General features: G+C 56.5%; 13 protein-coding genes. 1 reads left to right on the forward strand and 12 read right to left on the reverse strand.

The window, feature by feature from the left end; genetic code table 11:
* Positions 1–28: 28 nt before the first annotated feature.
* From nac to HWX89_RS23815, 7 genes are all read right to left on the reverse strand, one after another.
* The gene (gene nac, locus HWX89_RS23785) at positions 29–967 is read right to left on the reverse strand and encodes a nitrogen assimilation transcriptional regulator NAC (protein ID WP_138792781.1); all 939 of its coding nucleotides are present in this window, start codon (positions 965–967) and stop codon (positions 29–31) included.
* Positions 968–1,042: 75 nt separating this feature from the next.
* Positions 1,043–2,251 carry an aspartate transaminase gene (locus HWX89_RS23790; protein WP_138792782.1) on the reverse strand — a complete coding sequence of 403 codons (1,209 nt, stop codon included), beginning with the start codon at positions 2,249–2,251 and terminating at the stop codon, positions 1,043–1,045.
* A gap of 41 nt (positions 2,252–2,292) precedes the next feature.
* Entirely contained in the window at positions 2,293–3,036 is a 744-nt protein-coding gene (locus HWX89_RS23795; protein ID WP_138792783.1) for a branched-chain amino acid ABC transporter ATP-binding protein, read from the reverse strand.
* Complete coding sequence (locus tag HWX89_RS23800) at positions 3,026–3,799, reverse strand: ABC transporter ATP-binding protein (RefSeq protein ID WP_138792784.1); 774 nt, start codon at positions 3,797–3,799, stop codon at positions 3,026–3,028. Before HWX89_RS23800 ends, HWX89_RS23795 begins: the two co-directional genes overlap by 11 nt.
* Positions 3,796–4,782: a branched-chain amino acid ABC transporter permease gene (locus HWX89_RS23805; RefSeq protein ID WP_138792785.1), complete on the reverse strand. Its 987-nt coding sequence runs from the start codon at positions 4,780–4,782 to the stop codon at positions 3,796–3,798. The genes HWX89_RS23800 and HWX89_RS23805 overlap by 4 nt, the downstream gene beginning before the upstream one ends.
* Positions 4,783–4,824: 42 nt before the next feature.
* Positions 4,825–5,697, reverse strand: coding sequence for a branched-chain amino acid ABC transporter permease (locus HWX89_RS23810; protein WP_138792786.1), 873 nt, complete (start codon positions 5,695–5,697; stop codon positions 4,825–4,827).
* Positions 5,698–5,718: 21 nt separating this feature from the next.
* The gene (locus HWX89_RS23815) at positions 5,719–6,900 is read right to left on the reverse strand and encodes an ABC transporter substrate-binding protein (RefSeq protein ID WP_138792787.1); all 1,182 of its coding nucleotides are present in this window, start codon (positions 6,898–6,900) and stop codon (positions 5,719–5,721) included.
* Between the two features lie 300 nt (positions 6,901–7,200).
* On the opposite strand from HWX89_RS23815, the gene HWX89_RS23820 reads away from it, so the two are divergent.
* Positions 7,201–7,341, forward strand: coding sequence for a DUF1127 domain-containing protein (locus HWX89_RS23820; RefSeq protein ID WP_138792788.1), 141 nt, complete (start codon positions 7,201–7,203; stop codon positions 7,339–7,341).
* A 176-nt stretch (positions 7,342–7,517) separates the two neighbouring features.
* Here the strand turns inward: HWX89_RS23820 and HWX89_RS23825 are convergent, their stop codons facing one another.
* From HWX89_RS23825 to arfA, 5 genes are all read right to left on the reverse strand, one after another.
* Entirely contained in the window at positions 7,518–8,348 is an 831-nt protein-coding gene (locus HWX89_RS23825) for a carbohydrate ABC transporter permease (RefSeq protein WP_138792789.1), read from the reverse strand.
* Positions 8,345–9,223, reverse strand: a complete 879-nt coding sequence (locus HWX89_RS23830) for a carbohydrate ABC transporter permease (protein WP_138792929.1) — start codon at positions 9,221–9,223, stop codon at positions 8,345–8,347. The genes HWX89_RS23825 and HWX89_RS23830 overlap by 4 nt, the downstream gene beginning before the upstream one ends.
* A 64-nt stretch (positions 9,224–9,287) precedes the next feature.
* Positions 9,288–10,556, reverse strand: coding sequence for an extracellular solute-binding protein (locus tag HWX89_RS23835; RefSeq protein WP_138792790.1), 1,269 nt, complete (start codon positions 10,554–10,556; stop codon positions 9,288–9,290).
* A gap of 68 nt (positions 10,557–10,624) precedes the next feature.
* The gene (locus HWX89_RS23840) at positions 10,625–11,695 is read right to left on the reverse strand and encodes an ABC transporter ATP-binding protein (protein ID WP_138792791.1); all 1,071 of its coding nucleotides are present in this window, start codon (positions 11,693–11,695) and stop codon (positions 10,625–10,627) included.
* Positions 11,696–11,703: 8 nt separating this feature from the next.
* Positions 11,704–13,215, reverse strand: a complete 1,512-nt coding sequence (gene arfA, locus HWX89_RS23845; RefSeq protein ID WP_138792792.1) for an arabinosylfuranosidase ArfA — start codon at positions 13,213–13,215, stop codon at positions 11,704–11,706.
* Positions 13,216–13,275 lie beyond the last annotated feature (60 nt).

Genomic DNA, 13,275 nt, shown 5'->3' on the forward strand with positions numbered 1-13,275 from the left:
GCCGCCATATGGTTTGCTTATGACGAAGTCAGATTGAGCGTATGCCCGGATGATGGCTGCCAAGCAGTTTGCCGACGATTTCGACAAGGATGGAGCGCGCTGCCAGAGCGGGTTCTGAAAGCGGCAGATGATCCGAGACGCAGAGTGAAACAGTCGCGTCGATCACCGGCGTTGTCAGAGGCCGAACCTGGGCACCTGCAAAGCTGGAAGTTTCCGAGACCACAGAGGCCGGCAGGATCGTCGAGCCGAGGCCATCGAGCACCGCAGCACCAAGTGCCGGAATGGATTCGATTTCCGACAACACGTCTGGGACCGAGCGGGCCCGGTTCAGGGCATCGTCAATCAACCGGCGCAGAAAGTGGTTCTTGCTGGGCAGCAACAAGGGGTGGCCATTGAGCGCGGAGAGTGGAAGCGGCTGTCCGGCCTCACCTGGAAGCTCCATGTCGGCTGGAGACACCAGGAACATTTCTTCGCGGAACAGCGGCTGCAGCGTCACGCCCTTGATCGGGTTGGACGTATAGATCAGCGCCATGTCCATCTTGCCGGTCATCACGAGCTCGCTCAGGATATGACCGAAACTGTCGTTGATGTGGACGATGATCTGCGGGTACTTCGCACGGATTTCCTTGAGGATCGGCAGGGACAGAGCACTCGACGACGAATAGGTGGCAAGCCCGATCGATACGCGCCCTGCGACCGATTTGGCCGATTGTTCAATGTCGGTCTGTGCCTGGTCGATCTGACGCAGCATGATCTGTGCGTGGCGATAAAGGATCATGCCTGCTTCTGTCGGTGTAATACCAACATTGCTACGGATCAGAAGCTGGTGGCGAAAATGGGCTTCAAGGGAGGCGATCTGTTGCGACAGAGCCGGTTGGGCAATACGCAACAGACTTGCCGCTCTCGATACGCTACCGGTATCGACGATCTTGACGAAGCTTTTCAGTTTTTTGAAATCGACGCTCATGGTTCCCAAGCCTTTGGCCGGAACCTAAGGCCAGCAGGACGCAAATTGCAAGGCCTCCTGCCGGCGTAGCAGCAACTACTGGAGTTGCGTCACAGCCCGCTCGATACGGCTGCAAGCCTCCTGAATAACCTCCATGGAGGTTGCAAATGACAGGCGGAAATGCGGAGAGAGCCCATAGGCTGCCCCTTGCAGTGCGGCAACGCCCACGCCATCGAGAAGGTAGAGGACGAAATCGAGATCGTTCTCGATCACCTTGCCATCCGGTGTCTTTTTCCCGATGACGCCGCTGCAGTTTGGATAGAGATAGAATGCTCCATCTGGCACGGCGCAGGAAAGTCCTGGAATAGCGTTGAGCTTGGCGCAGGCATAATCGCGCCTTTCCTTGTAGACATCGGTGCTGTCAGCAATAAACCGCTGGTCGTCGGACAAGGCATGAGCGGCTGCCGCCTGACTGATGGATGAGGGGCAAGATGACATTTGTGACTGAAGTTTGTTGATGGCAGCAACGAGTGGCGCCGGTCCTGCTGCGTAGCCGATACGCCAGCCCGTCATGGCGTAGGATTTGGAGACACCGTTCGCCAGAAGCACTCGGTCCTTGAGCGCAGGCACGGCCGCCACAAGTGTGGTCATCGGCTCATCCTTGAACCAGACCTGATCGTAGATGTCGTCGCAAAGCACAAAGACGTGGGGGTGGCGCAACAACACGGCACCGAGCGCCTCAAGTTCACGTCTGGTATAGGCAGCCCCCGTCGGATTGGAGGGTGCGTTGAGGATGAGCCAGAGCGTTTTCGGCGTAATTGCCATTTCGAGCGCTTCCGGCGTCAGCTTGAAACCCTTGTCCTGCGGGCACTCGACGATGACAGGCTTTCCTTCATTGGCGATGACCATGTCGGGATAAGACACCCAGTAGGGTGCCGGGATGATGACTTCAGCATCGTTTTCGACACTCGCCATCAGGGCGAGAAACAGGATCTGCTTGGCACCTCCACCAACACAAATCTCGTTGTCGGCATAGGTCACACCAAGACGGCGCGCAAAATCACCGATGATCGCCTTGCGCAGCGCCGGCGTTCCGTTGACGGCGGTATATTTCGTCTCACCGCGATCGATTGCGGCGTGCGCTGCGGCCTTGACGTTTTCCGGGGTGTCGAAGTCCGGCTCTCCAACCGTGAGATCAACGATATCTCGGCCAGCGGCCTTCAATTCCCGGGCGCGTGCTGCAGCCGCCGTACTGGGCGATACTTTTATCCTGGACACGCGTGTTGCAGGCACGAATGTGCTCATTGGAACTTCCTCAGTCTTGTTGGTCAGGGAGTTACGAAGCGTCAGTGGACAGCTTCGGTTTCACCGCGCATTTTTCCGGTCAGGAACAATTCGCCGAGTTCATCGTGGGTGATGTCTTTGGGAAGGCCATCCCAGATCACCTTGCCGAGACGCAGAATGACAGCGCGTTCAGCGACTTCCATCGCCTTCTTCGTGTTCTGCTCGACCAAAAGGATCGTCATGCCATCGGCATGCAGCCGCAGCAATTCGTCAAAAACGACCCCGATGGCTGCCGGTGACAGGCCCACCGACGGCTCGTCGACGAGCAGGACCTTCGGCCGCTGGAGAACGGCCATCGCCACTTCCAGAAGCTGCTGCTCGCCACCCGACATGTTGCCGGCAAGCGTGGAGCGACGGGTCTTCAGGATCGGGAAAAGATCATAGACGTAGTCACGATCCGCCTTCACCTTGGCATCACGGATCGTATAGGCCGCCATTTGCAGGTTTTCATCGACGGTCATCACCGGGAAATTACAACGTCCCTGGGGAACGAAGGAGATACCCTCCCCCAGAATGGCACGAGACTTTGCACCTGCGATATCCTTGCCGCGCCAGTCAATGCCGCCACCCTTGACGGTCGTCATTCCATAGAGGGTTTTGAGAAGCGTCGATTTCCCGGCGCCATTCGGACCCATCAAGGCAACGAACTGGCCTGCCGGAATATCGAGATCGACCCCGTTCAGAATATCGAGGTTGCCGTAGCCTGCACGCAAGTCACGGATGAGGAGATTGGAGTTAGCCACCAAGATAGGCCTCCCTGACACGCTGGTCCTGAATGATGTCGTGTGGTACCCCCTCGACAAGCTTCGTGCCCTGATCGAGGACAATCACCCGCTGACAAATGCTCGTCACCACATCGATATTGTGTTCGATGACAAGGAAGCTGACGCCCAGCGACTTGTTGGCATAGAGGATCGTGTCGACGACGCGCTCGATAATCTTCGGATTGATGCCTGCCATCGGCTCGTCCAGCAGGATGAGTTTCGGCTCAGGCATCAACATCGAGGCAAACTGGATGAGCTTCTGCTGACCGCCCGACAGATTGCCGGCCGGCTGGTGACGGACGTCCCAAAGGCCTGCCATCCTGATCAGTTCCCGTGCACGCTCCCGCAGTCCGTCGATACGGCTTTTCGAAAGCTTGCCAAGCCCGAAGGTCGAAGCAAGAGTGGGAAACGTAAACATCTGGCCGGCGATGATCAGATTTTCTTCCACATCGAGCGACTTGAATGTCACCGTCTTCTGGAAGGAGCGCAACATGCGCCCCTCGCGGGCAATCCGGTTGAGCGACCAGCCGGTGATATCCTGGCCATCGAGAATGACCGTGCCGGAATCAGGCCGGGCAAGACCCGAGCTGCAGTCGAAGAATGTCGATTTTCCTGAACCGTTCGGCCCGATCAGACCGGCAATCTCGCCCCGGTTGATATGGATAGAGACATCGTTGACCGCGCGGATGGCGCCATAGGATTTGCAGAGATTGCGGATTTCCAGGATCGGCAGATGACTGGTCATTTTGCACCTCCGATCATATTCCAGAAGCGGTTGATGAGCGGCGCACAGCCATTCTTGAACCAGAACACGAGAACCAGAAGGCAACCGCCATAGGCAATCATGCGCAACTCAGGGGTAATGCGAAGTGCCTCGGTCAATCCGACGAACAAGAGGCTGCCGAACACCGTACCTGAGATCATTCCGGCACCTCCACCGAGCACAATGATCAGCATGGTGGTGGAGTAGTACATCTGAAAGGTCAAAGGGCTGACAACCGTAAGGTAATAGGCATAGAGGCAACCGCCGATACCGGCAAAGACAGCACTGATCATGAAGACGATCAGTTTGTAGCGCCAGGTGGGCACTCCGAGAGATTCGGCCAGCGTTTCGTTTTCACGGATCGCCACCATGTTGCGCCCTGCCGGAGAGCGGACAAGGGCCCAAGCAGCAAGCGTTGCCAGAACACCGATTGCCAGAGCGAGGTAATAGAAGTTCGTCGTGCCGCTGACGGTGAACGACCACGGGCCGAGCTCAAAGTAGGGCTTCGGAATACCGGACAGTCCCATGTCGCCACGCGTGACCGATACCCAGTTCTTTGAAATTGCCTGACCGATAATGACAAATCCAAGCGTACACATGACGAAAGAGGTCGAGCGAAGGCGCAAAGCCGGGATGCCAAGCGGGAGGGCAAGGGCGCCGGAGACGACACCTGCGGCAATCAGATTGACGTAGAACGGTGTTTCGAAATTGACGGCGAGCAAGCCTGCCGTATAGGCGCCGATGCCGAAGAATGCCGCCTGAGCAAGCGAAAGAAGACCCGTATAGCCAACCAGCAGGTTAAGACCATGCGCGGGGAGCATGAAGATCAACGCGATAATAAGAGCGTGGGTGACGTATCGTGTTCCGATGAAGGGAAACACGAGGGCCAGAACGACCAGGAGAACGGCAAGCGGGATACGAAGATCGCGCCGGCGCAGCTTGCCTGCTGTGTCTGTGAGTGACATGTCTAGTCCTCAAAGTTCGAGTACATGCGGCGGGCGCGGCTATCAGAAGCGCGCCTGCGTCGAGAAAAGACCGTGCGGACGCCACATCAGCATCAGGATCAGCGTTGCAAAACCAACGGTGTCTCTGAATTGCAGGCCGATATAGGTCGCGACAAGGCTTTCGGCGATGCCGAGGATCATGGCGGCAAACAACGTGCCGCGAACGTTTCCAAGACCGCCCATGATGATGATCGGAAGCGTCTTGAAGGTGATGAGTTCGCCCATGCCACCGTAGACACTGACATTGACAGGTGCGGTCAGCACACCGGAAAGTGCTGCCAGTGCGGCACCGAGAATGAAGGTGCGCAAGACGACCTGCGGCACATCGATACCGACAACCCCGCAACATTCAACGTTCTGCGACACGGCGCGCATCGCCATTCCGAGACGGCTATAGGTCACCATGAGTTCGAGGCCGATGAAGACCATGATACAGACGATGAGAATGAGAATGCGTTGCTGGGCGAGGCTGAAACCGAGGATCGAGATTGGCTCGATGTAGCCGCCGGAGAAGAACTTGTAGCCGCCACCGAACACGAAGATCACCGTGTTCTGCAGGATCAGCGCGATGCCGAGGGTGGCAAGCACCCCCGATTCCGGAGGTGCGCCAACCATGCGCCGCATGACCAACTGGCCAACGACATAGGCAACGACGATCGTCGCAAGGACCCCAACGACGATCGACGCTTCGTAGGACAGACCAAGATAGTCGATCGCAAACCAAGCTCCGAACGTGCCGAGCATGTAATATTCGCCATGGGCGAAGTTGATGGCCCTCAGCACGCCAAAGATCATGGTCATGCCAACGGCAACGATCGCATAGACGGAACCGGTGACAATCCCGTTTACGACCTGCTCGAGAATGGTCGAGAGCATAGTTTCATTCCTCCCAGCGACTTAGTTGGCAGGATACTGGATGTCCGCCGAGTATGCGCCTTTGATACTCGGTACGCCATTTTCGATCTGCAGGAGGATCATCGGCAAGCGAGCCTGGTTGTGGTCGTCAAAGGTCACCTCACCGACAGGGCTTTCGTATTTGATCCTGGAAAGCGCGTCGCGAACTGCAACCTTGTCGGCGCTTCCGGCCTGCTTGATCGCCTGGGACAGCAAATTGACGGTGTCCCAATGCACGTAAGCGTGGTTGTTCGGGGCTTCGCTATAGGTCGTGGTGAACTTTTCGACAAAGGCCTTGCTGGCGGCGGAGTCATATTGCGGAAGCCATGCAGCCGCCTCGACGGCACCTTCCATCGCCTTCGGCGCGGCCTTGATTGTCTTTTCCGTATTGAATTCGCCATTGCCGATCAGTGTGACCTTACCGGCCATCCCAAGCTCAAGCATCTGGCGGGCAATGATTGGCGTGGTGTCTGCAAGGCCGTACATGATGATGGCCTGCGCGCCATTGTCGCGGATCTTTGCGAGGACACTGCGGAAGTCGACTTCGCCTTCCTTGTAATAATCTTCGCTCAGGATCTCGCCCTTGTAGTCGGGCAGATATTTCTTGGTAAAGGTGATCGCGGAGCGACCGTAGTCGCTATCAACAGACAGGACAGCGAACTTGGTGAAACCACGCTGTTCTGCCGCATATTTGGTGATGACGAGGGCTCGGTTCTCATCTGTCGGATAGTTGCGATAGGTCCATTTGAAGCCACCGACACCCGCCTGATAGGTGATCTTCGGGTTGGAAGAAGCAGCGTTCAGGAGGAGGACTTCCGCATCTTCCGCGACCGGTTGCATGGCAAGGGTAACAGAGCTCGATACGTCGCCGATGACGAAATCAACGCCGTCCTGATCGATCAGGCGACGGATCGCCGAAACGCCTTCTACAGGCGTCCCCTGGCTATCGGCATTGAACAGTTCGATCTGCATGCCATTGACGCCGCCGGCAGCATTGATGTCTTTCACAGCAAGTTCGGCACCATGCATGGAAAACGCGCCATAGCGGGCGTTCGGGCCGCTCATCGGTGCAACAATTCCAAGCTTGATGGTGTCTGCAGCCTGAACCGGAGCTGCAAAAGCACCGGCGACAGATAGGATCGCGGTCGAGATGCAGAGCATCCTGCGAGTAAACTTGTATGTCATGTTCCCACTCCGTGTGTCGGATGACGTCGTCCGGCTCCATGCCGTGCGCGAAATGCCGCTTTTGCGGTTCTTCTTAGCCAGTCTTCATCCCGGCTTATGTCACAGTAGGTTCATGCAGGCTTGCTTGGCCAACACAACTCCTTTCTGCCGCCATAGCGTTTCGTTATAGCGAATTGTCGTATCGGGAGTGTCCAAAGGTCGACCTGCGTCAAAAGCATGCCTGCCGTGAAAGCAAATGCATTCATTTTCAGCATCGATAAGACTAAATAATGCGCATCACACAAACACATGGACAAGATGATGCGTATCGGCAGAAAACTGAAGACCTACCTGGAAAATCGTCGCGCTATCCGCGAACTGTCGGAACTTGACGACCGCGCACTGAGCGACCTCGGCGTTTCCCGCCACAACCTTCGCGCAGCCGTCGAAGGCCGCCGCTAAAGGCCAGATGAACGTTGCCGCACAAGACATGACGGCACGCTCACCCACTACGGTTCGTAGAGAAATCTTCGAAACGAAAAATGGCAAGCGCTCTTCTGGAACGCTCACCGTTAAAAGCCTGACGCAGCCTTACTATGGAACAGGCTGCGCCAATGGCTTCAAGAGATTGTTGTCTCTTATCCTTTGACGCCCGAGGAAATCATAACAGCCTCGGTAACCTTCTTCTGAAAGATCAGATAGGCGATCGCGACCGGCATAGCGCCCAGTAGCGCGACCGACATCAGCCGTGCGTAAAAGACGCCGAAGGCATCGTTCACCTGGGTAATCCCGACAGGAATGGTCATTTTGCTTTCGCTTGTCACGGCAAGGAAAGGCCAGAAGAACTGGTTCCACGCCATGATGAAGGTGATGATCGCGAGCGCCGTCGTGATACCCCAGTTCAGCGGCAGATAGACCTTGAAGAGCAGCGTGTAGTCGCCGCCACCATCCAGCACCACCGCCTCGCGCATCTCCTTCGGCACAGCATCGAAGAACTGTTTGTAGACGATGATGACGACAGGTACGATCAGCTGCGGCAGGATGATACCGGCCCAGGTGTTGATCAGCCCAAGATCATTGATGAGGATGAACTGCGTCACCACAAGCGCCTGTGACGGAACCATGAAGCTTGCCAGCACGACACCATAAAGAATGCGCCGGCCCGGAAAACGAAGCTGGGAAATTGCGTAGGCGCACATCATTCCCGAGACAATCACCGTGGCGGTGATGATTACGGCCGTACCGATCGAATTGATGTACCAGTTGACGATGTTGGTATTCCAGAGAATATCGACATAGGCCCCGAGATTGAATTCGTCCGGCATGACACCGGCGGCATCCGAGACAACCCGCTCTTCCGAACGGACAGACGTGATGAAAGCCCAGTAGAGCGGGAATATCCAGATCGCCGCGGCCAGGAACGTGCCGAGCGTCAGCACCCAGTTTTCAAAGAACCTTGCGGATTTCATCGACGCCCTCCGGCACGCAGAAGCTGGAACTGCAACACTGAAAACACGGCGATCACGACAAACAGCACAAGTGCGATTGCAGAGGCGTATCCGCCGTGATTGAGCTGGAAGGCTTCACGATAGACCATCAGCAGCAGGACATAGGATGAATTGAATGGCCCACCGCTGCTGAGCAGGTAAACCTGGTCGAATATCTTCAGCTGCAGGATCAGTTGCAGTGTCAGAACGAGGCCCGTGACCGGCCATAATAGCGGCCAGGTCACCCTGGTAAATTTCTGTATCCGTGTCGCACCGTCGAGTGCGGCGGCCTCATAATAATCCTTGGAAATGTTTCTGAGCCCGGCAATGAACAGCAGCACATTAAAGCCGTTGGTCCACCAGATTGTCACGGCCGCAACAGTCGGCATTACCCAATAGGGGTTCTTGAAGACCGGGACGGGTTTGCCGTTGAAAAATGCGATGACCGGCTGGAGGACACCGAACTGGAAGTCGAGCATCCACATCCAGATCTGCGTTACGACCGAGACGGGCAGGATGTATGGCAGAAAGAATATCGCCAGTGCCAGTGCCTGCAACGAGCCCCGAAGGCGCGTGATCAGCAAGGCGATGCCGAGCGCGAGCGCCGTCGTCGGCACAACCGTCAAAAGCACGAAATATCCGTTGTTCTTCAGAGACGTCAGAAACAGCTTGTCAGATAAAAGCCGCTTGAAGTTATCGAGCCCCACCCATTCCCCCGGACCAATCAGGGGTGAGTTTGTCAGGCTCAATTCAACGAGCCTTATCGTCGGGTAGAGAAACACCAGCACGAAAGTCACGACGAACGGCGCCACGAGGGTCGCAGCCACGGCAACTTCCTTGCGCCGGTTTGTGAGCATTGCCACGTCACCAACCTCCCAGAAAAAGACAGGCCGCGCTTAAACGCGCGGCCTTCGCATCGGCTTACTTGAGCTTGTCCTGCAGATCCTGCTTGATCTGTTCTGCTGCAGCCATCGGCTCGGCATAACCGTGAATGGCTGGCGAGATGATGTTGATGGCCGCGTCATAGGCGGGCGATGCCACACCTGCGATCGGTGAGCGAGGATCATAGGAGGCCGTATTGGCGAGCGCCGAATAGGTCGCATTCGGCTCCATCTTCTTGAATGCTTCGCCCTCCGCGACTTCCTTGTAGGCCGGAATATGGCCGGCCTCGGCCCATGAGAGCGAGTTCTTTTCCATCCAGCCGATCACCGTCATGACGGCCTTACGTTTTTCTGGCGTCATCTTGTTGTTTGCCGGGATCGCAAAGGCATGGGAATCCGCCCATGTGGTTTGTGTTCCCATCAGGTTCGGCACCTGAACAGCACCCCACTCGTATCCGAGCGATCCTTTTTTCGCGAGGTCGATCATGGTGGGCACTTCCCACACGCCGTTCAGCGAAAAGGCAGACTTGCCAGATGTAAAGAGCGCCACGGACGCTTCGTACTCCGCCTGCTCGGGCTGCCAGCCCTTGTCGGCCCAGGTCGTCATGACTTCAATTGCCTTGGCGGCCTTTTCCAGATTATCGCCTGCAAGGACCTCTTTGCCGGTGATCAGCTCACCGCCCTGTTGGCGCAGCAGTGTATAGAACACACGGAAAGTGCCGCCATCGTCGCCGGTCGCATATGACACCGGCGCGGCGGCACCCTTCTCCTTGGCGAGCGCCAGAGCTTCCTCAAAATCCTTGAGATTATTGATGCCGGTCAACTTGCCATCGGCGTCGAGGAACTTCGAACCTTCCAGATAGGACTTGTTGTAATAGAGGACGATGGAGTGAATATCGAAAGGCATGGCATGCAGCTTGCCATCATCGGAGCTAGCTGCCTTGACAGACGCCGGGAAGAAACTTTCCTTCGTGACGCCTGCATTTTTCAGATCTTCGTCGGTGATCTCATCAAGCACGCCCTCTTCCAGACCAAGCGGGAGGCGTGAAAGATGGTAGGTCATCACATCGGGCCCCTGCCCGACAGCCACGGATGTGCGAACCTTGGTGTAAAAGGGAATACCCCACTCCAGCGTCGTGCCGGTGATCTTGATGTCTGGGTGTTCTTCATTAAAGCGCGTGATCAGCGCTTTCATACGCACACCGTCACCACCACTCAGGAAATCCCACCATGTGACATTTTCCTGGGCCATTGCGGGTATCGCCATCAGGGCCATAGCCGTCGCTGCAAGCAGACTTCTGTATCGCATGCCCATTTCCTCCTCCTGAAAGCCACCCTTCTCCCGTCGGTGGCGGTTGAACCAATTCACTGCGACGCTCAGCGAAGCCGTTGCCCGTCCTCTGCAAAAACAAGGATGTCACCGGGCGCCACGCCAAGAGAGATTGTCTGGCCGTCGAGGCTATCGCGGCGCCCGCGCGTCTCGACAACAATTGGCCGTCCGTCTGCAAGCCGCGTATGCAGGTAGGAGACACCACCGAGGTCCTCCTCCATGTCGACGGTTACAGGAATACCGTTATCCACCGTATGCAGGTGTTCCGGCCGAAGCCCGACCCTGACGCGGGTTCCATCAGCGACATCGTTGGTGATCTCAGCTGTAAGCTCCCTGTCTGTTCCATCGATACCAATCCGCAAACTACCGTCCGTGCGACCGAGCACCCTGCCCGACAGGAAGTTCATCGCGGGCGAGCCGATAAAACCGCCGACGAACTGGTTGTCGGGATTGTCGTAAAGCTGCAAGGGTTTGCCAGCCTGCTGGACCACCCCGCCTTTGAGGACGAATATCCGGTCCGCCAGGGTCATCGCTTCCACCTGGTCGTGCGTGACATAGATCATCGTCGCGCCGATCTGCTTGTGAAGCTTGGCCAATTCGAGCCGCATCTGTACACGAAGCTCAGCATCCAGATTGGACAGCGGCTCATCAAACAGAAACACCTTCGGCTGGCGAACGATCGCCCGCCCGATCGCGACGCGCTGGCGCTGACCACCCGAAAGTTCGGATGGCCGTTTCTTGAGGTGATCTTCGAGGTGAAGGATGCGTGCTGCCTCGTTCACCATCTCATCCACCTTCGTCTTGGCCGTCTTCTTCAGCCTCAGGGAAAAGGCCATGTTTTCGAAGACTGTCAGGTGCGGGTAGAGTGCGTAGGACTGGAACACCATCGCGACCTCGCGCTTGGCTGGCTCCACGTCCGTAACATCCCTGCCCTCGATGGTGATCTTGCCCGCCGTTGTGTCTTCCAGTCCTGCAATCATGCGCAAAAGCGTGGACTTGCCACAGCCGGAAGGTCCGACAAAGACTGCGAAGTCACCGGTGGGTATTTCCATGCTCACGTCATGAATGACATCCACCGCGCCGAAGCTCTTTTTGACATTGCTGAGTGTGATGCCCATGCCAGGCCTCAATTCAGCTTGAGACGGAAGACGTGGTAGGAAAGCGGTGCAATTGCGCCCTTGAGCTTGCCGTCTTCCACACCAACACCCGAACCAGCCTTTGGAACTACATGATCTGGCCGGTCAGGGCCGTTGGTCTCGTTCAGACCGTAACCTTCCATTGCATGGTGCTCTGCAAGAGAGAGATCGGAAAAGCCGGTCAACCCGACGTCAAGCTCGGCCTTCTCCGTCAGGTGACGGTTGACGACGAACAACGTCAACATGCCCTCGTCCCTGTTGTAGACGGCGGAAACATCGAGGTAGGAGACATCGTCCGCAACACTGCAGTCGTAGGTCGGTGCATCAACAGCGACGTTCAAAGCCTGACCGCGGCCATAGATCGAAGCAAAGCGATAGGGATGATAAATCGTCTGGCGCCATGCGGGGCCATTCTTTTCAGCGCGGATTGGAGCAATGACGTTCACAAGCTGCGCGATGCAGGCAATACGAACACGGTCCGAGCGACGGATGAATTCATTGAGGAGACCCGCAACAAACAGCGCATCTTCGAAATTGTAGGTTTCCTCGAGAAGTGCCGGCGCTTCCGGCCAGTCCCAGGTGCGCCAGCGATGGCTGTCCTCGTCGCGAATGTGATACCAGACGTTCCACTCGTCAAAGCAGATATAGACGTCGTTCTTGGCTCGTTTCTTCGCCTTCACGTAGTCGATCGCACCGGCAATCGTCTGAATGTATCGGCCGGTCTCCTCGATCTTGCCGAAGTAGTTCAGCGTGTCCTTGCTCTTGTTGCCGAAATATTTGTGCAGCGAGATGTAGTCGACATTCTCATAGCACTCCTCGAGAACCTCGCGTTCCCACTCGGGATAGGTCGCCATTCCGTCGTTGGAGCTGCCGCAGACGATCGCCTCAATGTCCTTGTCGAAGCCCTTGAAGGCCTTTGCGGTCTCATTGGCCAAGCGGCCATATTCGGTTGCGACCTTGTGTCCGATCTGCCAGGGACCATCCATTTCATTGCCCAGGCACCACATCTTGACATCATGGCCATTCGGCTTGCCATGCGAATGACGCAGATCACTCCACGTCGTACCGCCCGGGAAGTTGACATATTCAAGGAAATTGCGGGCGTCTTCCAGTCCGCGCGAACCGAGATTGACCGCAAGCATCATTTCGATGCCGGCCATTTTGGACCAGTCGGCAAACTCGTTGATGCCAATCTGGTTGGTCTCCTTCGAACGCCACGCGAGATCGAGACGAACAGGACGGTTCTCGCGCGGACCGATACCGTCTTCCCAGCGGTAGGCCGATACGAAATTACCACCGGGATAACGAATGGCGGGGATTTTCAGATCCTGCACGAATTTCAGAACATCCTTGCGGAAACCCTGGGCGTCAGCCTGCGGGTGACCCGGCTCATAGATACCACCGTAGATCGCCCGTCCCATGTGTTCGATGAAGGCCGAATACAGCCTTTCATCGATGTCGCTGATCTTGAAGTCGCGATGGACGGCTATACGAGCCTTCATGAATGTCTCCTCCATAACAATCAATTATTGCGATATGCATCGTAATTTTCGATATACTTC

Source organism: Rhizobium sp. RM, from assembly GCF_013390595.1.
In the GTDB taxonomy this organism is placed as follows: Bacteria; Pseudomonadota; Alphaproteobacteria; order Rhizobiales; family Rhizobiaceae; genus Agrobacterium.

What these genes read in the sequence shown, in the direction of transcription:
- nac (WP_138792781.1), bottom strand. Translation starts at nt 967, where the DNA reads ATGAGCGTCGATTTCAAAAAACTGAAAAGCTTCGTCAAGATCGTCGAT.
- HWX89_RS23815 (WP_138792787.1), bottom strand. Translation starts at nt 6,900, where the DNA reads ATGACATACAAGTTTACTCGCAGGATGCTCTGCATCTCGACCGCGATC.
- arfA (WP_138792792.1), bottom strand. Translation starts at nt 13,215, where the DNA reads ATGAAGGCTCGTATAGCCGTCCATCGCGACTTCAAGATCAGCGACATC.
- HWX89_RS23840 (WP_138792791.1), bottom strand. Translation starts at nt 11,695, where the DNA reads ATGGGCATCACACTCAGCAATGTCAAAAAGAGCTTCGGCGCGGTGGAT.
- HWX89_RS23830 (WP_138792929.1), bottom strand. Translation starts at nt 9,223, where the DNA reads ATGCTCACAAACCGGCGCAAGGAAGTTGCCGTGGCTGCGACCCTCGTG.
- HWX89_RS23825 (WP_138792789.1), bottom strand. Translation starts at nt 8,348, where the DNA reads ATGAAATCCGCAAGGTTCTTTGAAAACTGGGTGCTGACGCTCGGCACG.
- HWX89_RS23790 (WP_138792782.1), bottom strand. Translation starts at nt 2,251, where the DNA reads ATGAGCACATTCGTGCCTGCAACACGCGTGTCCAGGATAAAAGTATCG.
- HWX89_RS23835 (WP_138792790.1), bottom strand. Translation starts at nt 10,556, where the DNA reads ATGCGATACAGAAGTCTGCTTGCAGCGACGGCTATGGCCCTGATGGCG.
- HWX89_RS23820 (WP_138792788.1), top strand. Translation starts at nt 7,201, where the DNA reads ATGCGTATCGGCAGAAAACTGAAGACCTACCTGGAAAATCGTCGCGCT.
- HWX89_RS23805 (WP_138792785.1), bottom strand. Translation starts at nt 4,782, where the DNA reads ATGTCACTCACAGACACAGCAGGCAAGCTGCGCCGGCGCGATCTTCGT.
- HWX89_RS23810 (WP_138792786.1), bottom strand. Translation starts at nt 5,697, where the DNA reads ATGCTCTCGACCATTCTCGAGCAGGTCGTAAACGGGATTGTCACCGGT.
- HWX89_RS23800 (WP_138792784.1), bottom strand. Translation starts at nt 3,799, where the DNA reads ATGACCAGTCATCTGCCGATCCTGGAAATCCGCAATCTCTGCAAATCC.